The sequence below is a fragment of the Pseudomonas sp. R3-56 genome (assembly GCF_051132075.1).
Taxonomy (GTDB): domain Bacteria; phylum Pseudomonadota; class Gammaproteobacteria; order Pseudomonadales; family Pseudomonadaceae; genus Aquipseudomonas.
Window position 1 is genome coordinate 780,892 of sequence record NZ_CP071657.1, and the last position, 23,575, is coordinate 804,466.

The following is a 23,575-nucleotide window of genomic DNA, read 5'->3' on the forward strand; positions in this document are numbered from 1 at the left end:
ACAGGACGGGCGTGCTGTGTCAGTTGGATTGGGGCTGCTGCGCAGCCCAGCGGGAGCAAGCTCCCTCGCCACGGGGGGCTGAGTCAGGCCTCAGGCCAGGGCTATTGCGGGCAGCCCAGATGGATCAAAGCCCTTCGCTGATCGGCAACACGTAGTTCTTGAACTCGGTGTCTTCCTTGAAGCCGATCGATTCGTAGGTTTTCTGCGCCACGTCGTTGTTGCTGCTGGTGGAGACGCGCATGCGCACGGCGTTGGTTTCCTTGGCCATTTTTTTTGCGGTGCGGATCAGGTTGTCGGCGACGAGCTGGCGGCGGGCGTCTTCGGCGACGTAGATGTCGTTGAGGATCCATACGCGCTTGAGCGACAGCGACGAGTAGCTTGGGTAGAGCTGGCAGAACCCCAGCAACCGGCTGTCGTCGTCATCCGGCAGGGCGAGGTAGATCACCGATTCCTTGCGGCGCAGGCGTTTTTCGAGGAACGCCCGGGACGAGTCCGGATAGGGCAGCGAGCCATAGAACTCCCGGTATTTGACGAACAATGGGGTCAGCAGGTCCAGGTGTTCCAGCGTCGCTTGGATAATCCGCATGGTAGGTCTCGTCTGCAAGGGTCGACATGGCGTCCGACAACAACGGCGGACTACCGTGCCAAGATGCTGCCTGAAAGCGGATCAAAAACGCAATTGGCCAAACGGATCAGCTTGGGGGCGGCGCCAGTAGGAAATTACCTTTCATATTGGCACCATTTTCCGCCTCTAGAGTGTGAACCTGGGCTTCGTCCTTCAGATTGACTCCCGAAAGCTGTCGGCGACAGGCCTCGCGCATCAGGTAGATCAGGCGATGCGCCGCCATGCCGTAGCTCAGGCCTTCGAGGCGGACATTGGAAATGCAGTTGCGATAGGCATCGTTCAGGCCAACCTTGGGGGCGTAGGTGAAATAAAGTCCCAGGCTGTCGGGGGAGCTGAGGCCGGGGCGTTCGCCGATCAGGATCACCGACATCTTGGCGCCGAGCCGTTCGGCCACTTCATCGGCCACGGCCACCCGGCCTTGTTCTACCAAAACGATTGGCGACACAGACCAGCCTTCAGCGGTGATCTGTTCTTCCAGTCGCGCCAGGAACGGCAGCGTATGGCGATGCACCGCCAGCGCCGACAGGCCGTCAGCCACCACGATAGCCAAATCCACGCCGCCCGGATGGGCCGCCGCGTAGTCCTGCAGGATCTGTACGGAAGCATCGTCGAGCCGTCGGCCCAGGTCCGGACGCTGCAGATAGCTGTTTCGATCTGCCGCCGCGCTGTGAAGCAACAGGCTTTCGTGGCCGCGCTCCGTGAGTTGTGCACGGATGCCCTGGTGATCGAACGCCAGGTGCACGGCGTCGCGGGCCTGGGCGTGGGCGAACTGGAAGTCCAGTTGCGCCGAGGTCGGCAGGCTGGTGCCGGTGCGGCCCAGGGCGATGCGTGCCGGGGTCAGGTTGCGCAGATTCAGCCAGGGGTTTTGTGGCTCGACAGGTTTTTTATCCATGGGCAACTCACTCATAAATGCAGCTCATCCCAAATGCGCCAAGGCGTGACGAAACGCCGGCGGCAGGTTGTCACCGAACCGCACCCGACCATCGGCCTGGGTGAAGATGCCCATGTTCGCCAGCCATTGCTCGAATTCCGGCGCCGGTTTCAGGCCCAGTGTCTGGCGGGCGTAGAGGGCGTCGTGGAACGAGGTGGTCTGGTAGTTGAGCATGATGTCGTCGGAGCCGGGGATGCCCATGATGAAGTTGATCCCGGCCACGCCCAGCAGGGTCAGCAGGGTGTCCATGTCGTCCTGGTCGGCTTCGGCGTGGTTGGTGTAGCAGATGTCGCAACCCATCGGCACGCCCAGCAGCTTGCCGCAGAAATGGTCTTCGAGGCCGGCGCGGATGATCTGTTTGCCGTTGTACAGGTATTCCGGGCCGATGAAGCCGACCACCGTGTTCACCAGGAACGGGTTGAAATGGCGCGCCACGGCGTAGGCTCGGGTCTCGCAGGTCTGTTGATCGACGCCGTGGTGGGCGTTGGCCGACAGCGCGCTGCCCTGGCCGGTTTCGAAATACATCAGGTTGTTGCCGAGGGTGCCGCGCTTCAGGCTGAGCCCGGCTTCGTAGCCTTCTTTTAACAGGCTCAGGCTGATGCCGAAACTGGCGTTGGCCGCTTCGGTGCCGGCGATGGACTGGAACACCAGATCCAGCGGCACGCCGCGGTTTGCCGCCTCGATGGAGGTGGTGACGTGGGTCAGCACGCAGCCTTGGGTCGGGATGTCGTAGCGCTGGATGATGGCGTCGAGCATTTCCAGCATCGCGCAGATCGAGGCCGTGCTGTCGGTGGCCGGGTTGATGCCGATCATGGCGTCGCCATTGCCGAAGAGCAGGCCGTCGAGGATGCTCGCGGCGATGCCGGCGGGTTCGTCGGTCGGATGGTTCGGTTGCAGGCGAGTGGACAGGCGCCCGCGCAGGCCAAGGGTGCCGCGGAACTTGGTGACCACGCGGATTTTCTGTGCAACCAGTACCAGGTCCTGCACGCGCATGATCTTCGAGACGGCGGCGACCATTTCCGGCGTCAGCCCGGGAGCCAGCGCCCGCAGGCTGTGTTCGTCGGCGGCGTCGCTGAGCAGCCAGTCGCGAAAGCCGCCGACCGTGAGGTGGCTGACGGCGGCGAAGGCTTGTTTGTCATGGGTGTCGACGATCAGCCGGGTGACCTCGTCGGCCTCGTAGGGAATCAGCATTTCCTGCAGAAAATGGCTGAGTGGCAAGTCGGCCAAGGCCATTTGCGCGGCCACCCGCTCGCCATCGTTGAGCGCGGCGATCTCGGCCAGGAAGTCCCCGGAACGCGCCGGGCTGGCCTTGGCCATCAGGTCTTTGAGGCTGTCGAAGCGGTAGGTCTGGGCGCCGACCGTGTGTGCAAAGCTGGCCATACAGGTTCTCCGTGACGGCGCCGCTGGGCGGCGCCGTGGTTTTCGGCACGTTACGGCTTAGTGCAGGGCTTCTTCGGCTTTTTGAATGGCCGCGAATTCCTCTTCGGGCGTGCCTGCTACCAAGTGATGCCGACTGTAGAAAGCAAAGTAAGCAATTAACACTCCATAGATGATCGCGGCGCCGATCACCACTCGTGGGTCCACCAGGAAGCCCGCCACTACGGCGATGCAAGCCAATACCAGCGCCACGCCCGAGGTGAAGATGCCGCCCGGCGTGCGGTATGGCCGGTCCATTTTGGGGCGGCGGATGCGCAGGGTGATGTGCGCGGCCATCATCAGCACGTAGGAAATGGTCGCGCCAAACACCGCCACCAGAATCAGCAGGTCGCCCTGGCCAGTCAGGGACAGGCCGAAACCGATGATGCCGGGAATCACCAGCGCCAACACCGGTGCTTTGCTTTTATTGGTTTCCGAGAGTTTGCGCGGCAGGTAGCCGGCGCGGGACAAGGCGAAGATCTGCCGCGAGTAGGCGTAAATGATCGAGAAGAAACTGGCGATCAGACCGGCCAGGCCGACGAGGTTGACGAAGCTGCCCATCCAGGTCGAGCCGCCATAGGCCTTGGCCAGGGCTTCCACCAGTGGGTTGCCGGACGCCATCAGCGCGTTGGAGCCTGCGCCGCCGGGGCCGATCACCAGGATCAGCAGGGCGAACGCCACCAGCACCAGCATGGCGCCAATCAGGCCGCGCGGCAGGTCGCGCTTGGGGTTCTTGGTTTCTTCTGCGGCCAGTGGCACGCCCTCGACGGCGAGGAAAAACCAGATCGCATAAGGAATGGCTGCCCAGACGCCGACGTAGCCGAAGGGCAAGAACGGGCTGGCGCCCTTGGCCTCGGTGACCGGGATGTCCAGCAGGTTGGCGACGTTGAAGTGCGGCACCATCGCCACCAGGAAAACCCCCAGCGCCAAGGCGGCGACAGCAGTGATGATGAACATCAGCTTGAGGGCTTCGCCGACCCCGAATATGTGGATGGCGATGAAGATGATGTAGAACGCCAGGTAGATCATCCAGCCGCCAATCCCGAACAGCGATTGGCAATAAGCGCCGATGAACACGGCAATCGCCGCCGGGGCGATGGCGTATTCGATCAGGATCGCCGTGCCGGTGAGAAATCCGCCCCAGGGCCCGAATGCGCTGCGGGCAAAGCCGTAGCCGCCGCCAGCGGTGGGGATCATCGAGGACAGTTCGGCGAGGGAAAAACACATGCACAGGTACATCGCGGCCATCAGCAGCGTGGCGAGGAACATCCCGCCCCAGCCGCCCTGGGCCAGGCCGAAGTTCCAGCCGGCGTAGTCGCCGGAGATGACATATGCCACCCCCAGCCCCACGAGCAGGACCCAGCCTGCCGCGCCTTTTTTCAGCTCGCGTTGTTGGAAATATTCGGAGCCGACTTTTTCAAAGTCGACCGAGGCCGTTGCCGGTTGCGGGTTTGCATGATCGCTTGGCATAAGGGTTTACCTGTTTTTATTGTTTTTTGGCCCTGTTGGAGCGGGGCTGCTCTTGGAACCGGTGTGTTGCATGCAGCATGGATGCAAGCTGGACCGCCGCCTTCGCGAGCAGGCTCGCTCCCACAGTGGATCTATGCCAACCCAAAGAAGAGTTATCCACAGATCCCTGTGGGAGCGAGCCTGCTCGCGAAAGCAATCCAGAGGGCGAAGCAGGAAAGCCTGTCTCGCCCTCTCTGGCTTAGAAGAACCCCAACGGATTGATGTCGTAGCTCACCAGCAGATTCTTGGTTTGCTGGTAATGATCGAGCATCATCTTGTGCGTCTCACGCCCCACGCCGGACTTCTTGTAGCCGCCAAACGCGGCATGCGCCGGGTACAGGTGGTAGCAGTTGGTCCAGACGCGACCCGCCTTGATCGCCCGGCCCATGCGGTAGGCGCGGTTGATGTCGCGGGTCCAGAGGCCGGCGCCGAGGCCGAACTCGGTGTCGTTGGCGATCGCCAGGGCTTCGGCTTCATCCTTGAAGGTGGTGATGCTCACCACCGGGCCGAAGATTTCTTCCTGGAACACGCGCATCTTGTTGGTGCCCTTGAGCAGGGTCGGCTGGATGTAATAACCGCTCGCCAGGTTGCCTTCGAGTTTTTCCACCTTGCCGCCGGTCAGCAGCTCGGCGCCTTCGCCTCGGGCGATTTCCAGGTAAGACAGGATCTTGTCGAATTGCTGCTCGGACGCCTGGGCGCCGACCATGGTGTCGGTGTCCAGCGGGTCGCCGCGCTTGATCTGCTGGATCTTCTTCATCACCACTTGCATGAATTCGTCGTAGATCGACTCTTGCACCAGTGCCCGGGATGGGCAGGTGCAGACTTCACCCTGGTTGAAGAACGCCAGCACCAGGCCTTCGGCGGCTTTTTCGATGAAGCTCGGCTCGGCCTGCATGATGTCTTCGAAGAAGATGTTCGGCGACTTGCCGCCCAGTTCCACGGTGGACGGGATGATGTTTTCGGCGGCGCATTTCATGATGTGCGAGCCGACCGGTGTCGAGCCGGTGAAGGCAATCTTGGCGATGCGTTTGCTGGTGGCGAGGGCTTCGCCGGCTTCCTTGCCGAAACCTTGCACAACGTTCAGCACGCCCGGCGGCAGCAGGTCGCCGATCAGCTCCATGAGCACGCAGATGCCCAGCGGGGTCTGTTCGGCGGGCTTGAGCACCACGCAGTTGCCAGCGGCCAGGGCCGGCGCGAGTTTCCAGGCGGCCATCAACAGCGGGAAGTTCCACGGGATGATCTGCCCGACCACGCCCAGCGGTTCATGGATGTGATAGGCCACGGTGTTGCCGTCGATTTCGGCGGCGGCGCCTTCCTGGGCTCGCAGGCATCCGGCGAAGTAGCGGAAGTGGTCGGCGGCCAGGGGGATGTCGGCGTTGAGGGTTTCGCGCACGGCCTTGCCGTTGTCCCAGGATTCGGTGATCGCCAGGGTTTCGAGGTTCTGTTCGATGCGGTCGGCGATTTTCAGCAGGATCAGCGAACGCGCCTGGACCGACGTGGTGCCCCAGGCATCAGCGGCCGCGTGGGCAGCGTCGAGGGCTTTGTCGATGTCTTCGGCGGTGGAACGCGGAAATTCTGCAATGGGCTGGCCATTGACCGGGGAAGTGTTGGTGAAGTACTGGCCTTTGACAGGCGCGACGAACTCGCCGCCGATGTAGTTACCGTATTTGGCCTTGAACGAAACGATAGCGCCTTCAGTACCGGGGTGAGCGTAACGCATGATGAGTTCTCCTTGGCTTTTGTGCTTATTAGGGAGCCGCGCAAAAAACGCGCTGGTACTCAAGCCTAGAGCAAAGGTCGGGCCATTGCCTTGTGGGGCCCGGAAATCAAGACTTTGGGAGGAGCTGGTCGGACAAACGGAGGGGCTGTGTCACGGTTGCGATACGGCGGGTGTGACAGTTTGTGCCATCGGCGAGACAGTCTGTGACTGGCAGGTCGCGCCAGCATTGCAAAGGTCGGTGGGCTGGAGGATGCTGGCGTCGAAGCCAAGTCTATGGACGGACCGCTTTTCGTGGCGAGGCAGCTTGCTCCCGCTGGACCGCGAAGCGGTCCCCCCAAAGCCAACTCGGTCAGCCTGATGCACCGCGTGCTCAGGTTTTGGGTCTGCTGCGCAGCCCAGCGGGAGCAAGGTCCCCCGCCACGGGGAAGGGGTCGGCAGGTCCAAAGGGTCCTTCGGGAGAACAATAAGAAATGCACAGCAACCATTTGAGTCGCCATGCCCGGCAAGTCCTCACGGTCACCCAGGGCAAGGCCCATTTGCAGGGGCCTGGCAGCGATCCGTCGATTGCCCGTTCCTGGCTGCGCTGCCTCGAGGACTATCACCTCGACCCGGCGCAGAACCTGGCGCCGACCGTGCTCGAACATGGCCGGTTGCTGGAAAGCCGCGAGCGCTTGCAGCAGGTTCTGCATATCGCCGGTACCGAAATGACCAGCTTGCACCAGCAACTGTCCGGCGCCGGCCATGCGGTGCTGTTGACCGATGCCCGGGGCGTGATCCTCAATTGCGTCACCGCCCCCAGCGAACGGAAGATTTTCGAACGGGCCGGCCTCTGGCTCGGCGCCGACTGGAGCGAAGCCTGTGAAGGCACCAACGGCATCGGTACCTGCCTGGTGGAACGCCAGGCCCTGACCATCCACCAGGAAGAACATTTTCGCGGCCGCCACACCGGCCTGACCTGCTCGGCGAGCCCGGTGTTCGACCCCCATGGCGAGCTGCTGGCGGTGCTCGACGTGTCTTCGGCGCGGCCGGACGTATCGCGCCAGAGCCAGTTTCACACCATGGCCCTGGTCAATCTCTCGGCGAAGATGATCGAGAGCTGTTATTTCCTTCGCTGTTTCGATAATCAATGGCTGCTGCGCTTTCATCTGCAGGCCGAGTCCGTGGGGTTGTTCAGCGAAGGGCTTATGGCGTTCGACGGCGAAGGACGCATCTGTGCAGTCAACCAGAGCGCGCTGAACCTGCTCGGGCACCTTCGCGGTGGCTTGCTCGGCCAGCGGGTCGAGGACTTCTTCGACTGTTCGCTGGATGAGTTGCTGGGCCGGGCCAGCGCCCAGGCCAGTGCCAGTTGGCCGCTGCGCACCCGTGACGGTCGGCACTTGTTCGCGGTCCTGCGTGGGCAAGCTCGTAGCGTGCCGGCTGCGGTCGCGCCTGCGCTCAAGGCTGTCGAGCCCGCCCGTCTGCCGGGCATCTGCCTGGGGGACGCGGCGTTGCAGGAACATTTTCGCAAGGCTTTGCGGGTGTTCGAGCGCGATGTGCCGCTGCTGATCCAGGGCGAAACCGGTTCCGGCAAGGAGGCGTTTGCCAAGGCCGTGCACCACGCCAGCCAGCGCGCCGGGAAAAACTTTGTCGCGCTCAATTGCGCCGCGATTCCGGAAAGTCTGATCGAGAGCGAGTTGTTCGGTTATCGCGGCGGCAGCTTCACCGGCGCGCGCAAGGAAGGCATGCGCGGCAAGCTGCAACAGGCCGACGGCGGCACGCTGTTTCTCGATGAGATCGGCGATATGCCCCTGGCCTTGCAGACCCGTTTGCTACGGGTGCTGGAGGATCGTCAGGTAGTACCCATCGGCGGCGAACCCGAGGCGGTGAACGTGCGCATCATCAGCGCCACTCACCGGCAATTACTCGACCGCGTGGCCGACGGCAGTTTTCGCGAGGATTTGTACTACCGCCTCAACGGCCTGGAAATCCCGCTTCCGGCATTGCGCGAGCGCAGCGACAAATCCCAGTTGCTGGATTTCCTTCTGGCCGAGGAGAGCGGTGCCGAGACGGTGTCCATCGATGAACCGGCGCGCCAGGCGCTGCTGGCGTTCGACTGGCCGGGCAACGTGCGGCAGTTGCGCAACGTGCTGCGGACTCTTGCGGCGCTGTGCGACGGCGGGCGGATTGGGCTGGAGGATCTGCCGGCGATGATTCGCCAACGCCCGGTTGCGGTGGTCGAAACCCCGACCGAGCATCCGTTGGAAGATGCCGAGCGCCTAGCGTTGCTCGATGCGCTGGAACGTCAGCGTTGGCACATGACCCACACCGCCGAACAGCTGGGGATTAGCCGCAATACCCTCTACCGCAAGCTGCGCAAGCACGCGATTGCCCGCTGAGCCACGGACTGCTTTTGTGGCGAGGGAGCTTGCTCCCGCTCGGCTGCGCAGCAGTCGCCTTTGGTTTCAGAGTGAAGGAAGCTTGGGGGCTGCTTTGCAGCCCAGCGGGAGCAAGCTCCCTCGCCACAAAAACCTGTGCTCCAGCAGGAATCTGCGGTGTTCTGGCGCGGATAAGTTCGAAACACAAGGTGCGATTTCCCCCTCCCTACGCTAACCTGCGGCCATGTTTTACGAGGTCGACTATGCACATCCATATTCTCGGTATTTGCGGCACTTTCATGGGTTCGATGGCGGTCCTGGCCAAGGAACTGGGCCATCATGTGACCGGTTCCGACGCCAACGTCTACCCGCCGATGAGCACACAGCTGGAGGCTCAGGGCATTGAGCTGACCCAAGGTTACGACCCGGCGCAACTGGACCCGGCGCCGGACCTGGTGGTTATCGGCAACGCCATGTCCCGTGGCAACCCGGCGGTGGAATACGTGCTCAACAAAGGCTTGCCGTACGTGTCGGGGCCGCAATGGCTGGCCGATCATGTGCTGCAGGGCCGTTGGGTCCTGGCCGTCGCCGGCACTCACGGCAAGACGACCACCAGCAGTATGCTCGCCTGGGTGCTGGAACATGCGGGCATGAGCCCGGGTTTCCTGATCGGTGGCGTGCCGCAGAATTTTTCGGTGTCGGCGCGCCTCGGTGGCACGCCATTCTTCGTGATCGAGGCCGATGAGTACGACAGCGCGTTTTTCGATAAACGCTCGAAATTCGTCCACTACCGTCCGCGCACGGCGATCCTCAATAACCTTGAGTTCGACCACGCTGACATCTTCCCCGATCTGCCGGCCATCGAGCGCCAATTCCACCATTTGGTGCGGACCATCCCAAGTGAAGGCCTGGTTATCCATCCGACCACCGAGCCGGCCTTGCAGCGGGTCATTGAAATGGGCTGCTGGACCCCGGTGCAGACCACCGGTGCGGGCGGTCAGTGGCAGGTCAAGCTGCTCAAGGATGACGGTTCGGCGTTCGAAGTCATGTTCGAAGGACAGTCCCAAGGCGTGGTCGAATGGGACATGACCGGCCAGCACAACGTGGCCAACGCCTTGGCGACGCTGGCGGCGGCCCGGCACGTCGGGGTGGTGCCGCCCATGGGCATCGCCGCGTTGAGTGCGTTCAAGAGTGTGAAACGGCGGATGGAAAAAGTCGCCGAGGTGAACGGCATCACCATTTATGACGACTTCGCCCACCATCCGACCGCCATTGCCACCACCCTCGACGGTCTGCGCAAGCGCATCGGCGATGCGCCGCTGATTGCGATCATCGAGCCGCGCTCCAATTCCATGAAACTCGGCGCTCACCGCGACGGCCTGCCGGAAAGCGTGGTCGATGCCGACCAGGTGATCTGGTACGCGCCGGCCAACCTCGGTTGGGACCTCGGCGCCACGGCTGCGCTGTGCACGGTGCCGTCGATTGTCAGCGATTCCCTGGAGGGCATCATCGAGCGCGTGAAGAGCCAGGCCCAGCCCGGCACCCATGTGGTGATCATGAGCAATGGCGGCTTCGGCGGCCTGCACGGCAAACTCGCCGAGGCACTGAAATGAATACTCGCTTGGAGAGCAACGGCCCCGAACGCATCACGCTGGCAATGACCGGCGCTTCCGGCGCCCAGTACGGCTTGCGCCTGCTCGATTGCCTGGTGCGTGAGGATCGCGAGGTGCACTTCCTCATCTCCAAGGCCGCTCAGTTGGTGATGGCCACCGAGACCGACGTGACGTTGCCACCCAAGACGCAGATGATGCAGGCCTTTCTCACCGAGTACACCGGTGCGGCGGCAGGGCAGATTCGTGTGTATGGCAAGGAAGACTGGATGTCACCGGTGGCTTCGGGCTCCGGCGCGCCGGCGGCGATGGTCGTGGTGCCGTGTTCCACCGGTACGCTGTCGGCGATCGCCACCGGGGCCTGCAACAACCTGATCGAGCGGGCGGCGGACGTCACGCTCAAGGAGCGCCGTCAGTTGATCCTGGTGCCGCGGGAAGCGCCGTATTCGAGCATTCACCTGGAGCACATGCTCAAGCTGTCGAACATGGGCGTAACCATCCTGCCGGCCTCGCCGGGCTTCTACCATCAGCCGCAGACCATTGACGACCTGATCGATTTTGTGGTCGCGCGGATCCTCAACTTGCTGAACCTGCCGCAAGACATGTTGCCACGTTGGGGCGAGCATCATCCGGGCAGCGATGAATAAGCTGCTGGCGGTGTTGCTGGTCCTGCAGCTGACTGGCTGTGCCACCGCGCGCACCCTTGACGCCGCCAAGCCGGGAGCGCCGGTGGTGTATGCGGGGACGCGGCTGGACATGTACGCGCTCAACGGCGGTTGCTGCGCCAAGGACCGTTTTGGCGCCGAGGCGCCGAGCTATCCGGGTCTCGATTTGCCGGGGAGTGCGCTGCTGGATACGTTGTTGTTGCCGTTGTCGTTGCTGACGGTGATTGGCGTGGGGTTTCAAGCGACCGGTGGGATGTAATAGACACCACGATGAATACCTGGCTTTGGATCGGTGCTGCGCCCTTCGCGAGCAGGCTCGCTCCCACAGGGCCGAGTTGAATGCGATCCTTGTGGGAGCGAGCCTGCTCGCGAAGGCGCCCGGCCAGGCACCACATGATCATTTGCCCAGCTTGCGCAACTCATCCGACTCCACTACCCGCACCCCATCCTGCTCCTCCAGCGCAAGTCGCCACATGGCCCGGGCCAGTTGGCAGGCTTCGATGCCGTGGTATTTGCCTGGGATCAGCTTGGACAACGGGCCGGCCAATTGCTCGGCCAGGCGGGGTTCAACCCGGTCGCCCAACAGCAACGAAGGTCGGCAGATGGTCAGTTGCGGCCAATCCTGCGCGCGGAGCGCAGCTTCCATTTCACCCTTGACCCGGTTGTAGAAAATCGAAGATTTCGGGTCGGCCCCGAGGGCGCTGATCACCACCAGGTGCCGTGCGCCCAATTCACGCGCGCGTTTGGCGAAGGTCACCACCAGATCCAGGTCCACCGCGCGGAAGGCCGATTCGGAGCCGGCTTTCTTGATGGTCGTGCCGAGGCAGCAGAAGGCGATGTCGACCTGGCCGCCAAGCCGTGGCAGCAGTTCGGCCGGTTCCCCAACCGGGTTTTCCAGATGCGGGTGCTCGGCCAATGGCCGGCGGGAAGGCGCCAGTACCCGCGTGATGGTCGGCTCGTTCAGCAGCCGGTCCAGTAGATGTTCCCCGGTCAATCCGGTCGCGCCGGCGAGCAAAACATGCTGAGGCGTCAAGTACATAGTGTTTCCCCCTTGATACGGTTCAGCTTAGTTGCTCTTTTTAGCCTCGTCGTTCAACGCAGCACTTTGCAATGCTTTTCGCGCCTGTTGCTTGCGCAACAGCTGCCAGTGAGAAAGCACGGTCCGGGGCGCCCACATCTGTGGTTCGGACGCTTCGAAATTGTCCGCCTGCTCCCGTTCGGCAACGATGCCCTTGGCCCGCTTGAAGGCTTGTTCCAGATCGTCGGTCTGGTTCAGCGCCTGGGCGAACAAGGCATCGCCGAAGTAGGTGAAGTTGGCCTCCTCGGAGCAGCCGAAAGACACTCGGTCGGCCCGGGAGGCGGTCATGACCAGGGTCCGTTCGTCCTTGAGCGCGGGGATGAAACCGCCGGAATAACAGGCCGAGATCACGATGATCTTGTCGCGATTCTTCAGCGGCGCCAGCACCGCGGCCAACTCGTCGGCGGGCAGGTCGGCCAGTTCCATGCGCGGCTGGTCGAGTACCAGTTCATGTTCGCTGCTGCCGTGGCTGGTCAGGTAGATAAACACCAGGTCTTCCGGGCCGCTGCGTTCGGCCAGCGTGGCGGCGGCACGGCGCAGGTTTTCGCGAGTGGCCATGGGCCGGTCGCCGAGGTGATCGCGATGGTTCACCAGGCGAATCTGGCCGAATGCGCCAAAACGGCTGGCGAGCATGTTGGCGACATAGTCGGACTCACGCAGGAACACGCTTTGCTTGCCATCGCCGCCCAGGGTCAGGCTGTACAGTTCCACCGCCGACGTCGAGGCCGGGATGTTGGCGAGGGCCTCGTCCAGCAGGCGACCCTGGGCCAGCAGGCCGAGTTCGAGCACATCGGGCAACAGCCTGCCGTCGGCGTCACGTATTCGTTGGCCGTTGGCCCAGGTGCCGCTCTGTACGGTGCCGTCGGTCAGCACCAGCGTGCCGCGCCCGTGGTAGCTGTCGCCTTCGAACTGGCCGATGTAGAAGCTGCCGTCGGGCAGGTTCAGGCGACCTTCGCCGGTGAAGCGCCAGTCATTGAAGCGCCCGCGGTAGTGGCTGCCATCGGCTCCGATCAGTTCACCCTTGCCGGTCAGCGCACCGTCCTTGAACTGGCCAATCCAGACATCGCCATCGGCGTTTTCGTAGCGACCGCGGCCGTTGAGCTGGTTATTCCTGAAGCCGCCGATGTAGACGTCGCCTTCGGCGCTGTTGAACGTGCCCTTGCCCTGGAGCTGGCCGTCGACGAAATGGCCGGTGAACTGGTTGCCGCTGGCGTCGAAGCGCTGGCCTTCGCCGTTGGGCTTGCCGTTGACGAACGGGCCTTGGTACTGGCTGCCGTCGTCGAGTTCCAGGCGGCCGAGACCGGAGTAGCGGTCGGCCTTGAACTCGCCCCGGTAGGTCACGCCGTTTTCCTTGAGCGTGCCTTCACCGTCCCGCCGGCCCAACTTGAAACCGCCGGTGTAGCTGCTGGTCGGTGTGGTCAGGCTGCCCTGGCCGTGGAACAGGCCATGCTGGAACTGGCCGCGATAGACCTCGCCATTGCTGCCATGCCATTCCCCGGTGCCGTGCCACTGGCCCTTGTCGAACTGCCCGGCGTACCAGCTGCCGTTGGGATAGTCGATGCGTCCCTGGCCCTGCAACAGCCCGTCTACCAGATCGCCGCGATAGCGTCCGCCATCGGGTAGGCGTGCGTCTGGGGGCAGCGGTGATTCGCCGTTTCCGCAGGCGGTGAGCAGGAGGGTCAGGGTCAGGGGTACAAGTGCGCGCATAACGGGATCCAGGTAATCAGGCGACGAGTATGCCGCAGCTATGCGCGTTGAAGCGATGCGAAACTGCATGAGCGGTTTCGCGACCGCAAGGGCCTATACGAAGCAGAGTGACAGCGGCTCGGCGATGTAGGCCGGTTTTTCCGAGCCTTCGATTTCCAGGGTGGCGGTGGCCTTGAGCAGCCATTGGCCAGGTTTCTTCTCGGTAACGTCCACCAGGTCGACCTTGAGCCGGACCTTGGAATCGACCTTCACTGGCTGGATGAAGCGCACGCTGTCCAGCCCGTAGTTGATCACCATCTTCACCCCCTCAGGAAGGAGCAGGATGTCTTCCATCAACTTGGGCATCAGCGACAGCGACAGGAACCCGTGGGCAATCGTGCTGCCGAACGGGGTCTGCGCGGCCTTGACCGGATCGACGTGGATGAACTGGAAGTCGCCGGTGGCTTCGGCGAACAGGTCGATACGCTCCTGGTCGATGGTCAGCCAGTCGGAGTATCCAAGTTCCTTGCCGACATAATCCTTGAGCTCTGCAACGGGAACGTAGGGCATTGAGACTCTCCTGGGTCATCTGTTCTATTTTTTCTGGAACGGGGATCTGGGTCCCCGCAAACCACTGTAGATCAACATGACCGGCGGGGCAGGTCATCGACCATGCTTTTTACGAATGCCGACCCATAGCGCGGGCGTGTTTATAATGCGCGCGCATGCTTGAACACGTGTTACAGGGGAGAGAACGGATGTTGCTACGGGGCCTGACCTGGCTGGTGCTGTTCCAATTGCTGGGCACCGCCATCAATCATTTGTTCCTGCCAATTCTGCCGGGGCCGATCATCGGGCTGCTGCTGTTGCTGGGCTATCTGATCGCCCGTGGCGAAGTCAGCGAGCCGTTGAACCTTGCCGCCAGCAGCCTGCTGCGTTATCTGCCGTTGCTGCTGGTGCCGCCGGCGGTGGGGGTGATGGTCTATGCCCGGGCGATCGCTGCCGATTTCTGGGCCATCGTTGGCGCGCTGGTGTTGTCGCTGGTGCTCTCCGTGGCGCTGACGGGCGTGCTGATGCAACGTTTGGCCCGGCGCCATATCGTCGAGCCGGAGGATGCTCGATGATGTTCGATTGGCAGGGGGCCTGGACGTCGGTGATTCACCATCCACTGTTCGGCATCGGCATTACCTTGGGCGCCTACCAGTTAGTGCTGGCGGCGTACGAAAAGACCCGTTGGGTGTTCCTGCAGCCGGTATTGATGTCGATGGTGCTGTTGATTGTCGTGCTGGTCGGCTGCGGCATCAGCTACGCGGAATATCGCAAAAGCACCGAGATTCTCAGCATCCTGCTGGGCCCGGCCACCGTGGCGCTGGCGGTGCCGTTGTACCTGAACCTGCGGCGAATCCGGCAATTGTTCTGGCCGATTTTTACTACGCTGGTGATAGGCGGGGTGTTTGCCACCGGCTCAGCGGTGGTGCTGGGATGGGCTTTTGGCGCCGAGCACATGATTCTGATGACCATGGCGCCGAAATCGGTCACCTCGCCGATCGCCATGCTGGTGGCCGAGCAGATCGGCGGCGTTGCGGCGATGGCAGCGGTGTTCGTGCTGATCACCGGGGTGCTCGGCGCGATCCTCGGCCCGAGTATTCTGACCCGGCTCGGTGTCCATAGCCCTGAGGCCCGGGGCATCGCCCTGGGGCTGACTGCCCATGCGGTGGGTACGTCGGTGGCCTTGCAGGAAAGCGAGGAGTCCGGTGCCTTCGCGGCGCTGGCGATGAGTCTGATGGGCGTGGCCACGGCGGTGCTGCTGCCGCTGGTGGTGTCGATGACGGTCTAAGGAACAGGTTATGAGCTTGCCGCTTTTCCCATTGAACACCGTGCTGTTTCCCGGTTGCATCCTCGACCTGCAGATATTCGAGGCGCGTTACCTCGATATGATCGGGCGCTGCATGAAAAAAGGCGAAGGCTTCGGGGTGGTCTGCATCTTTGACGGCGAAGAGGTCGGTATCGCGCCCGACGGTTATGCCCGGGTGGGCTGCGAGGCGCTGATTACCGACTTCTCCCAACAGGACAACGGCCTGCTGGGGATTCGTGTGCAAGGCGGCCGGCGCTTCATCGTGCATGCCAGCAGTGTCCAGCCGGATCAACTGACTGTCGCTGAAATCGAGTGGCTGGAAGACGAGCCGGAGCAACCGCTGCAGGACGAGGATGCTGACCTGGTGGCGCTGCTCAGGGCCCTGGCGGAACACCCGATGGTCGAGGCGCTGAACATGGGCACCGAGGCTACCGGTCAGCAGTCACTGGCCAATCAACTGGCCTATTTGCTGCCATTCAACGAACTGGACAAGATCGACCTGCTGCAGCTCGACGACCCGCAGCAGCGCCTGGATGCGATCCAGGCCTTGCTGGATGAGTTGCAGGGTGAGCTGTTTGCCTAAGGTGCTGATACCGTCAGATCAATGCGGACCTCTGTGGGAGCGAGCCTGCTCGCGAAGGCGGTGGATCAGCTGGCAGATGTGCTGAATGAAACTCCGCTTTCGCGAGCAGGCTCGCTCCCACAGGGGGGCGGCGCCTGCGCTTTAGTAGGCATACCGCAACATCGCATGCGGAAGGTGCCGCAGGGCGAAGAAGCTGAACGCCGCCGCCAGCGCCGGCAGGACCAGCCACCAGACTTTCGGCGACATGGCGCGCAACGGTTCCTGGCGCTGGCTCAGCCACAGGACAGTGGCGCAGACCGTGGCGGCGAGCACGGCCCCGGCAACAATGTCGCTCGGCCAGTGGGCGCCGAGGTACACCCGCGACAACGCAATCGCCAGCGCCGGCAACGAGCCGAGCAGTAGCCAGGTCAGGCGCAGGCGCGGTGGTTGGCCGCGACCGGCCAGTATCGCCAGGCTCAGGAACAGGGCGAAAGCGCCGGAGGCGTGGCCGCTGGGCATGCTGTAGCTGGTCAAGGGTTCGCTGAGGATCTCAGGGCGCACGCGGGCGAAAAACAGTTTCAATCCAGTGTTGGCCAGGGCCGTGAGCAGCATCGTGCCGCCGGCAAAGATTGCCTGCCGCCATTGTCGTGCAAGCAGCAGCAACACGGTCACCAGGCTGCAGACGATCAACATGTAGCGGAATTCACCGATCAGCGTGAACGTCACGGCGATCTCGTCCAGGGTCGCGCTGCGATGCTCCTGCACCAGGGCGATCAGGCCCTGGTCGAAGGCTGTGAGGTAACGAAAGCCGACAAACAGGCCGATCAGGATCGCCAGGCCGACACTTGCGATGATCGCTGAGGCATGGCGATGACGACGCAGGCTGCTATTGACACTCAGCCCGAGCATCACGGCGATGCTGCCGATGACCACGCCGGCCTGCGGCCAGAAACCTTCGGGCAACGGCAGGCGGAACGCCGCGCCGGTGGCCCAGCCCGGCAGCAGGTAGGCTACGGTCCAGCCCGCCGCGGCGAGCACGCTGACGGCGGCGAAGCGTGGGAACGGCATGTCGCACATCCCGGCTACCATCGGCAGCATCGGCCTCAACGGCCCGATAAACCGCCCCACCAGCAGGCTGGCGATGCCATAGCGCTGGAAGTAGCTCTCGGCCGCGCTCATCCATTCCGGATGTTGCCGCAGCCCCGGCAGGCGCCGGATGTTCTGGTGGAAATGCCGGCCGAGGAAATAGGACACCAGATCCCCCAGCAGTCCCCCCAAAAGGCCCAGCAGCAATGTCTCGCCCAAGGACAAGGCGCCGCTGCCGGCCAGCACCGCAATCGCGAATAACAGCACGGTGCCCGGCACGATCAACCCGGCGATGGCCAGGCATTCAATACAAGCAACGACAAACACCGCCACCGCCAGCCATTGCGGGTTGACGGTCAGCCAGCCGGTAATACTATCGAGCCAAGGGCCCATAAGGACAACTCCATTTATTGTTCAAACCGCATGTTTTTACTGTGGGAGCGAGCCTGCTCGCGAAAGCGGCGTGTCAGCCAGCCTTCACTTCACAAGCCTGACGCCATCGCGAGCAAGCTCGCTTCCACAGGGTAATTCCGGGTGTAGCCAAAATCTGCGTCCACAGGAAATCCAATGTGGGAGCGAGCTTGCTCGCGATGGCGGCGTATCAGTCAACATCAATGGTGCAGGACTGTCCTCTTCGCGAGCAGGCTCGCTCCCACAGGGCAATTTTCGATTCACGAAAGCAGAAAATAATCCCGTCCCTCGACCTGCCCGCGTCGCAACGGGTTGCGGGTGCACCATGGCGCATAGGCGGCGTCGACGAAGCGGTAAAGCAGGTGCTCATCTCGCCCCAGCGGGATGCCCAGGCGAGTGGTCTGGATCACATTGACCGTCGGCACCCCCACATCCTCCACCAGCAGCCGTTCAGGATCGAAGCGTCTGGCGTCCCAGTCCGGCACTTTCAGGCCCAGCGCCTTGCACAGCAAGGTCTGTCCGGCACAAAGTTTCTGCGGCGTGCGTGGCCGGTCTTGGGCATCGGGGTTGTTCAACAACATCTGCGCCAGGCTTGCCGGGCCGCTTATGGCGTCCACCCAGGGATACGCCGATTTGATCAATACGGCATTGCCCGGGCCTTGGGCGCTGAAATTCAGAGAATCGCCGCCCCGCGCGTAGTACATATAGATGTGGCCACCATCCAGAAACAAAGCCTTACGCTTTTCCGTGTAGCCCAACGAGGAGTGGCTGCCCTTTTCGGCGAAGTAATACGCTTCGGTCTCGATGATCCTCGCGCTCAGCCACAGGTCGCCAACCTTGTGGCGAATCACCTTGCCCAGCAGATCCTTGGCAAGCTCCTGGGCGTCGCGGTCAAAAAAAGCGTGTGGCAAAGCAGTGGGCATCGGAGGCGAATCGGTCATGGTCATGGACGGAACAGGGCCAAAAGTAGCGAGATGATAACAATGGAAAGCTTAATTACCGCTGAACATTCACGGAAACACTAGCGATTCATGCCGGTTTTGCTTCTCCGCCGGTCACCGCTGTCAGTCCATGCTGTTAGTCGCGGGTTACGACAGCTATAATCTGCCGCTTTCCTCTTTGCCAAGACCACACAGACCATGACTGAGTCCGTTCTTGACTACATGACCCGCCTGGGTCGCGCCGCCCGCGAAGCGTCGCGCATCATCGGTCGTGCCAGCACCGCGCAGAAAAACCGCGCCCTGCAGGCCGCCGCCAATGCGCTGGACGCTGCGCGCGCCGAGCTGTCCGCCGCCAACGAACTGGACCTGGCCGCCGGCCGGGCCAATGGGCTCGAGCCGGCCATGCTCGAACGCCTGGCGCTGACTCCGGCACGCATCGACGGCATGATCGTCGGTCTGCGTCAGGTGGCGGCTCTGCCGGACCCGGTCGGGGCGATCCGCGACATGAGCTATCGGCCATCGGGTATCCAGGTCGGCAAGATGCGCGTGCCGCTGGGTGTGGTCGGGATCATCTACGAGTCGCGGCCGAACGTGACCATCGACGCCGCGAGCCTGTGCCTGAAGTCGGGTAACGCGACCATCCTGCGCGGCGGTTCCGAGGCGATCCATTCGAACCGTGCGATTGCCGCCTGCATCCAGCGCGGGCTGGCCGAAGCCAACCTGCCGGCGGCGGTCGTGCAAGTGGTGGAAACCACTGATCGCGCCGCGGTCGGCGCGTTGATCACCATGCCCGAGTTCGTCGACGTCATCGTCCCGCGTGGCGGCAAGGGCCTGATCGAACGAGTCAGCCGCGACGCCCGCGTACCGGTGATCAAGCACCTGGACGGCATCTGCCATGTCTACGTCAGCGCTCACGCCGAATTGCCCAAGGCCCAGCGCATCGCCTTCAATGCCAAGACCTACCGTTATGGCATCTGCGGCGCGATGGAGACCCTGCTGGTGGACCAGGCCGTTGCCGGGGATTTCCTGCCATCGATGGCGGCCCAGTTCCGCGAAAAAGGCGTCGAGCTGCGTGGCTGCGAGCGCACCCGGGCGATCATCGAGGCCGCAGTCGCCACGCCAGAGGACTGGAACACCGAATACCTCGCGCCGATCCTGTCGATCCGCGTGGTGGACGGGCTGGACCAGGCCATCGAGCACATCAATCGCCACGGTTCCCACCACACCGATTCCATCGTCAGCGAGCACCAGGGCGAAACCCGGCGCTTCGTGGCTGAAGTGGACTCGGCCTCGGTGATGATCAACACCCCGACCTGTTTTGCCGACGGCTTCGAATACGGATTGGGTGCCGAGATCGGCATTTCTACTGATAAGCTGCACGCCCGTGGCCCGGTGGGCCTGGAAGGCCTGACCTGCGAGAAGTACATCGTGGTCGGCGACGGCCAGTTGCGCGGACAGGAGCCAGCCTGACTTGGGCGACCTCGACCCACTGGCCTCCATGACTACGCCCGCTGTGACGGCGACCGCGCCAAAGCGCATCGGTATCCTGGGCGGTACGTTCGACCCGGTGCACATCGGCCATTTGCGCGGTGCGCTGGAAGTCGCCGATGCCCTGGCCCTCGATGAGCTGCGCCTGACGCCCAGCGCCCGGCCACCTCATCGGGATACGCCGCAGGTGTCGGCGCAGGATCGCCTGGCGATGGTCGAGTGCGCGGTGGCCGGTGTGGCGCCGTTGGTGGTGGACGCCCGCGAATTGCAGCGGGACAAACCGTCCTACACCATTGATACCCTGGAGCTGATGCGCGCCGAGCTGGCCGCCGATGCCCAGGTTTTCCTGCTTCTGGGCTGGGACGCATTTTGCGGCCTGCCCACTTGGCACCGCTGGGAAGAGTTGCTCCAGCATTGCCACATCCTGGTGCTGCAACGCCCGGATGCCGACAGCGAACCGCCGGATGCCTTGCGCAACCTGCTGGCGGCGCGCTCGGTGAGCGACCCGCTGGCCCTCAAGGGGCCGAGCGGACAGATTGCATTCGTCTGGCAGACGCCGCTCGCGGTATCCGCCACCCAGATCCGTCAACTGCTGGCCAGCGGTAAGTCGGTACGTTTCCTGGTGCCCGACGCGGTCCTGGCCTACATCGATGCGCACGGTCTGTACCGTGCGTCGAACTGAACAAGGCGTGCTCCGCCGACACGAATCAACGTGTACCGAAGCGCCCGAACATACGAGCAAAACGAGTTTTATATGACTGACAAAGACCTGAACAAAGTAAAGCGCAAGGGCACTTTCAAGAGCGCCCCGCTGCCGGTAGAAGCGCCAACCGGCGTGGCGCTGGTCGGTGAAGAACTGGTCAAGGTGGCCGTGGCGGCCCTGGAAGACGTCAAGGCCCAGGACATCCAGGTGATCGACGTTCGCGAAAAGCAGAGCATCACCGACTACATGATCATCGCCACCGGTACTTCGAACCGCCAGATCGGCGCGATGCTCGACAAGGTCCGCGAAGCGGTGAAGGCCCAGGGCGTCAAGCCGTTGGGCGAAGAAGGCAAGGGCGACAGCGACTGGGTCCTGCTGGACATGGACGACGTCATCGTGCACATGATGACCGCCTCGGCGCGCCAGTTCTATGACCTGGAGCGCCTGTGGGCCGGTGCCGAGCAGAGCCGTTCGGCCAGCGCCGCGCACCACAGCCCGGAAAACACCCATGAGCACTTCACCAAGCTCAACAAAGACCAGCAATAAGGGATCGCTGTGCGACTGCGCCTGATCGCCGTCGGTTCTCGCATGCCCAGGTGGGTGGAAGAAGGCTGGCATGAATATGCCAAGCGTCTTCCGTCCGAGCTGGCTTTGGAACTGGTGGAAATTCCGCTCAATACCCGCGGCAAGAACGCCGACGTGGCGCGCTTTATCCGCCAGGAAGGTGAAGCCATGCTGGCCAAGGTCGGGCCGAACGAGCGCATCGTCACACTCGAAGTTCATGGCAAGCCCTGGAGTACCGAGCAACTGGCGGTGGAGCTCGATCGCTGGCGGCTGGATTCGCGCACGGTCAATTTCATGGTCGGCGGTCCGGAGGGGCTGGCGCCGGAAGTCTGCGCCCGTGCCGATCAACGCTGGTCGTTGTCGCCCCTGACGTTGCCGCATCCGCTGGTGCGGATCCTGATCGGTGAACAGTTGTATCGTGCCTGGACAGTCCTGTCCGGGCACCCTTATCACAAGTAATCCTGCCCTCATGCCTCAGCCGATCCGCATCAAGGACCACGAAAAAGACGCCCGCCTGGTGCGGGGCCGCGTCGTGTTCGGCGCCATTACCGTGGTCACGCTGATCGGCGTGCTGATCGCGCGGCTGTATTTCCTCCAGGTGATCCAGTACGAGTACCACTCGACCCTGTCGGAAAGTAACCGCGTGCATGTGCAGCCGATCCCGCCGACCCGCGGGCTGATTTTCGACCGCAATGGCGTGGTGGTGGCCGATAACCGGCCGAGCTTCAGCCTGAGCATGACCCGCGAGCGGTCCGGTGACTGGCAGAAAGTCCTCGACGTGATCGTCGAAGTGCTGCAACTGACCCCCGAGGACCGGGCGATCTTCGAGAAGCGCATGCGCCAGGGCCGGCGCCCCTTCGAGCCGGTGCCGATCATGTTCGAGCTGACCGAAGAACAGATCGCCCTGATCGCGGTTAACCAGTTCCGCCTGCCGGGCGTCGAGGTGGTGGCGCAGCTGGTGCGGCATTATCCCCAGGGACCGCACTTCGCCCACTCGGTCGGCTACATGGGGCGAATCAACGAAAAAGAGCTCAAGACCCTCGACCCGGTCAACTACAGCGGCACCCACCATATCGGCAAGACCGGCATCGAGCGCTTCTACGAGGCCGAGCTGCACGGCCAGGTCGGCTACGAGGAGGTCGAGACCAACGCTCGCGGCCGCGTGCTGCGCGTGCTCAAGCGTACCGACCCGATTCCAGGCAAGGACATCGTCCTGAGCCTCGACATCAAGTTGCAGGAAGCCGCCGAAGCGGCGCTGGGTGGACGACGTGGCGCGGTGGTTGCGCTGGACCCGAACACCGGCGAAGTCCTGGCGATGGTCAGCCAGCCGAGTTTCGACCCGAACCTGTTCGTCACCGGCATCAGCTTCAAGGCCTACGCCGAGCTGCGCGATTCCATCGACCGGCCGTTGTTCAACCGCGTGCTGCGTGGCCTTTATCCGCCAGGTTCGACCATCAAGCCGGCCGTGGCGATTGCCGGGCTGGATGCCGGAGTGGTGACCGCGTCGAGCCGGGTCTATGACCCGGGTTATTACCAATTGCCCAACTACGACCACAAGTACCGTAACTGGAACCGCACCGGAGACGGCTACGTGGACCTGGAAGCGGCGATCATGCGGTCCAACGACACCTACTTCTATGACTTGGCCCACAAGCTGGGGATCGATCGGTTGTCGTCCTACATGAACAAGTTCGGCCTTGGTCAGAAAGTCTCCCTGGACATGTTCGAAGAGTCCCCGGGCCTGATGCCGTCCCGGGAATGGAAGCGGGCGACCCGCCGCCAGGCCTGGTTCCCCGGCGAAACGCTGATCCTGGGGATCGGCCAGGGCTACATGCAGGCCACGCCGCTGCAACTGGCCCAGGCCACGGCGCTGGTGGCGAGCAAAGGCAAATGGTATCGGCCGCACCTGGCGAAGACCATCGAAGGCCAGAAACCGGTGGACCCGGACCCGATGCCGGACATCATCCTGCGCAACCCGTCGGACTGGCAGAAGGTCAACAACGGCATGCAGCAGGTCATGCACGGCGCCCGGGGTACCGCGCGCAAGGCGGCCATCGGTGCGCAATACCGCATTGCCGGCAAGAGCGGTACCGCCCAGGTGGTAGCGATCAAGCAGGGCGAGAAGTACGACCGCTCCAAGGTCCAGGAACGCCATCGCGACCACGCCTTGTTCGTTGGCTTCGCGCCCGCCGAGAACCCGAAGATCGTCGTGTCGGTGATGGTCGAGAACGGTGAATCCGGCTCCGGCGTCGCCGCGCCGGTGGTGCGCCAGATCATGGACGCCTGGCTGCTGGATGAGCACGGCCAGCTCAAGCCCGAATTCGCAAGCCCCATCAGCGCGGAGGCTACGGCCCGTGAAGAATAATTTCGA

General features: G+C 63.1%; 22 protein-coding genes. 12 read left to right on the plus strand and 10 right to left on the minus strand.

Annotated features, from left to right (window positions below; translation table 11 throughout):
* Nucleotides 1-124: 124 nt before the first annotated feature.
* The 5 genes from J3P96_RS03665 to exaC all read right to left on the minus strand — a co-directional run bounded on the left by J3P96_RS03665 (nt 125) and on the right by exaC (nt 6,201).
* Nucleotides 125-586 (minus strand): GNAT family N-acetyltransferase, encoded by a 462-nt coding sequence (locus J3P96_RS03665; protein ID WP_186641436.1) that lies wholly within the window; start codon nt 584-586, stop codon nt 125-127.
* 106 nt (nt 587-692) lie between these two features.
* Nucleotides 693-1,517: an ethanolamine ammonia-lyase subunit EutC gene (gene eutC / locus J3P96_RS03670; RefSeq protein ID WP_434655405.1), complete on the minus strand. Its 825-nt coding sequence runs from the start codon at nt 1,515-1,517 to the stop codon at nt 693-695.
* Nucleotides 1,518-1,541: 24 nt separating this feature from the next.
* A complete protein-coding gene (locus J3P96_RS03675; protein WP_434601929.1) occupies nt 1,542-2,936 on the minus strand; it encodes an ethanolamine ammonia-lyase subunit EutB in 1,395 nt (464 codons plus the stop codon).
* Nucleotides 2,937-2,993: 57 nt separating this feature from the next.
* Nucleotides 2,994-4,442, minus strand: a complete 1,449-nt coding sequence (gene eat, locus J3P96_RS03680; RefSeq protein ID WP_434655408.1) for an ethanolamine permease — start codon at nt 4,440-4,442, stop codon at nt 2,994-2,996.
* A 238-nt stretch (nt 4,443-4,680) separates the two neighbouring features.
* Nucleotides 4,681-6,201, minus strand: a complete 1,521-nt coding sequence (exaC, locus tag J3P96_RS03685; RefSeq protein WP_434655411.1) for an acetaldehyde dehydrogenase ExaC — start codon at nt 6,199-6,201, stop codon at nt 4,681-4,683.
* Between the two features lie 470 nt (nt 6,202-6,671).
* On the opposite strand from exaC, the gene J3P96_RS03690 reads away from it, so the two are divergent.
* The 4 genes from J3P96_RS03690 (at nt 6,672) to J3P96_RS03705 (ending at nt 11,089) form a co-directional block, all read left to right on the plus strand.
* Entirely contained in the window at nt 6,672-8,576 is a 1,905-nt protein-coding gene (locus tag J3P96_RS03690; protein ID WP_434571582.1) for a sigma-54-dependent Fis family transcriptional regulator, read from the plus strand.
* Nucleotides 8,577-8,818: 242 nt separating this feature from the next.
* Nucleotides 8,819-10,168: a UDP-N-acetylmuramate:L-alanyl-gamma-D-glutamyl-meso-diaminopimelate ligase gene (mpl, locus tag J3P96_RS03695; protein WP_434655415.1), complete on the plus strand. Its 1,350-nt coding sequence runs from the start codon at nt 8,819-8,821 to the stop codon at nt 10,166-10,168.
* Nucleotides 10,165-10,812 carry a flavin prenyltransferase UbiX gene (ubiX, locus tag J3P96_RS03700; RefSeq protein WP_305498563.1) on the plus strand — a complete coding sequence of 216 codons (648 nt, stop codon included), beginning with the start codon at nt 10,165-10,167 and terminating at the stop codon, nt 10,810-10,812. Before mpl ends, ubiX begins: the two co-directional genes overlap by 4 nt.
* The gene (locus tag J3P96_RS03705) at nt 10,805-11,089 is read left to right on the plus strand and encodes a YceK/YidQ family lipoprotein (protein ID WP_434571586.1); all 285 of its coding nucleotides are present in this window, start codon (nt 10,805-10,807) and stop codon (nt 11,087-11,089) included. The genes ubiX and J3P96_RS03705 overlap by 8 nt, the downstream gene beginning before the upstream one ends.
* A gap of 138 nt (nt 11,090-11,227) precedes the next feature.
* Here the strand turns inward: J3P96_RS03705 and J3P96_RS03710 are convergent, their stop codons facing one another.
* The 3 genes from J3P96_RS03710 to J3P96_RS03720 form a co-directional block, all read right to left on the minus strand.
* Nucleotides 11,228-11,869 (minus strand): oxidoreductase, encoded by a 642-nt coding sequence (locus J3P96_RS03710; RefSeq protein WP_434655417.1) that lies wholly within the window; start codon nt 11,867-11,869, stop codon nt 11,228-11,230.
* A gap of 27 nt (nt 11,870-11,896) precedes the next feature.
* Nucleotides 11,897-13,615 (minus strand): C13 family peptidase, encoded by a 1,719-nt coding sequence (locus tag J3P96_RS03715; RefSeq protein WP_434655418.1) that lies wholly within the window; start codon nt 13,613-13,615, stop codon nt 11,897-11,899.
* Between the two features lie 93 nt (nt 13,616-13,708).
* Nucleotides 13,709-14,164, minus strand: coding sequence for a MaoC family dehydratase (locus J3P96_RS03720; protein WP_434655420.1), 456 nt, complete (start codon nt 14,162-14,164; stop codon nt 13,709-13,711).
* A gap of 188 nt (nt 14,165-14,352) precedes the next feature.
* Here J3P96_RS03720 and J3P96_RS03725 point away from each other — a divergent pair, with 188 nt between their 5' ends.
* From J3P96_RS03725 to J3P96_RS03735, 3 genes are read left to right on the plus strand one after another with little or no spacing between them, the layout of a single operon-like run.
* Entirely contained in the window at nt 14,353-14,718 is a 366-nt protein-coding gene (locus J3P96_RS03725) for a CidA/LrgA family protein (protein ID WP_434571594.1), read from the plus strand.
* The gene (locus tag J3P96_RS03730) at nt 14,715-15,431 is read left to right on the plus strand and encodes an LrgB family protein (protein WP_305498569.1); all 717 of its coding nucleotides are present in this window, start codon (nt 14,715-14,717) and stop codon (nt 15,429-15,431) included. The genes J3P96_RS03725 and J3P96_RS03730 overlap by 4 nt, the downstream gene beginning before the upstream one ends.
* A gap of 10 nt (nt 15,432-15,441) precedes the next feature.
* Nucleotides 15,442-16,032 (plus strand): LON peptidase substrate-binding domain-containing protein, encoded by a 591-nt coding sequence (locus J3P96_RS03735; RefSeq protein ID WP_434655422.1) that lies wholly within the window; start codon nt 15,442-15,444, stop codon nt 16,030-16,032.
* Between the two features lie 141 nt (nt 16,033-16,173).
* Here J3P96_RS03735 and J3P96_RS03740 read toward each other — a convergent pair whose 3' ends face one another.
* Both J3P96_RS03740 and J3P96_RS03745 read right to left on the minus strand, forming a co-directional pair.
* Nucleotides 16,174-17,490 carry a bifunctional DedA family/phosphatase PAP2 family protein gene (locus tag J3P96_RS03740; RefSeq protein ID WP_434655424.1) on the minus strand — a complete coding sequence of 439 codons (1,317 nt, stop codon included), beginning with the start codon at nt 17,488-17,490 and terminating at the stop codon, nt 16,174-16,176.
* Between the two features lie 278 nt (nt 17,491-17,768).
* On the minus strand, nt 17,769-18,449 hold the full coding sequence (locus tag J3P96_RS03745; protein WP_434655426.1) for a DNA-3-methyladenine glycosylase: 681 nt from the start codon (nt 18,447-18,449) through the stop codon (nt 17,769-17,771).
* 198 nt (nt 18,450-18,647) lie between these two features.
* Here J3P96_RS03745 and J3P96_RS03750 point away from each other — a divergent pair, with 198 nt between their 5' ends.
* The 5 genes from J3P96_RS03750 to mrdA all read left to right on the plus strand — a co-directional run bounded on the left by J3P96_RS03750 (nt 18,648) and on the right by mrdA (nt 23,569).
* Nucleotides 18,648-19,919: a glutamate-5-semialdehyde dehydrogenase gene (locus tag J3P96_RS03750; RefSeq protein ID WP_434655428.1), complete on the plus strand. Its 1,272-nt coding sequence runs from the start codon at nt 18,648-18,650 to the stop codon at nt 19,917-19,919.
* A gap of 28 nt (nt 19,920-19,947) precedes the next feature.
* Complete coding sequence (nadD, locus tag J3P96_RS03755; RefSeq protein WP_434574088.1) at nt 19,948-20,619, plus strand: nicotinate-nucleotide adenylyltransferase; 672 nt, start codon at nt 19,948-19,950, stop codon at nt 20,617-20,619.
* A 72-nt stretch (nt 20,620-20,691) separates the two neighbouring features.
* Nucleotides 20,692-21,186: a ribosome silencing factor gene (gene rsfS / locus J3P96_RS03760; RefSeq protein ID WP_434571605.1), complete on the plus strand. Its 495-nt coding sequence runs from the start codon at nt 20,692-20,694 to the stop codon at nt 21,184-21,186.
* Between the two features lie 9 nt (nt 21,187-21,195).
* On the plus strand, nt 21,196-21,663 hold the full coding sequence (gene rlmH / locus J3P96_RS03765) for a 23S rRNA (pseudouridine(1915)-N(3))-methyltransferase RlmH (RefSeq protein ID WP_226303388.1): 468 nt from the start codon (nt 21,196-21,198) through the stop codon (nt 21,661-21,663).
* Between the two features lie 10 nt (nt 21,664-21,673).
* Complete coding sequence (gene mrdA, locus J3P96_RS03770) at nt 21,674-23,569, plus strand: penicillin-binding protein 2 (RefSeq protein WP_305498579.1); 1,896 nt, start codon at nt 21,674-21,676, stop codon at nt 23,567-23,569.
* Nucleotides 23,570-23,575: the final 6 nt, after the last annotated feature.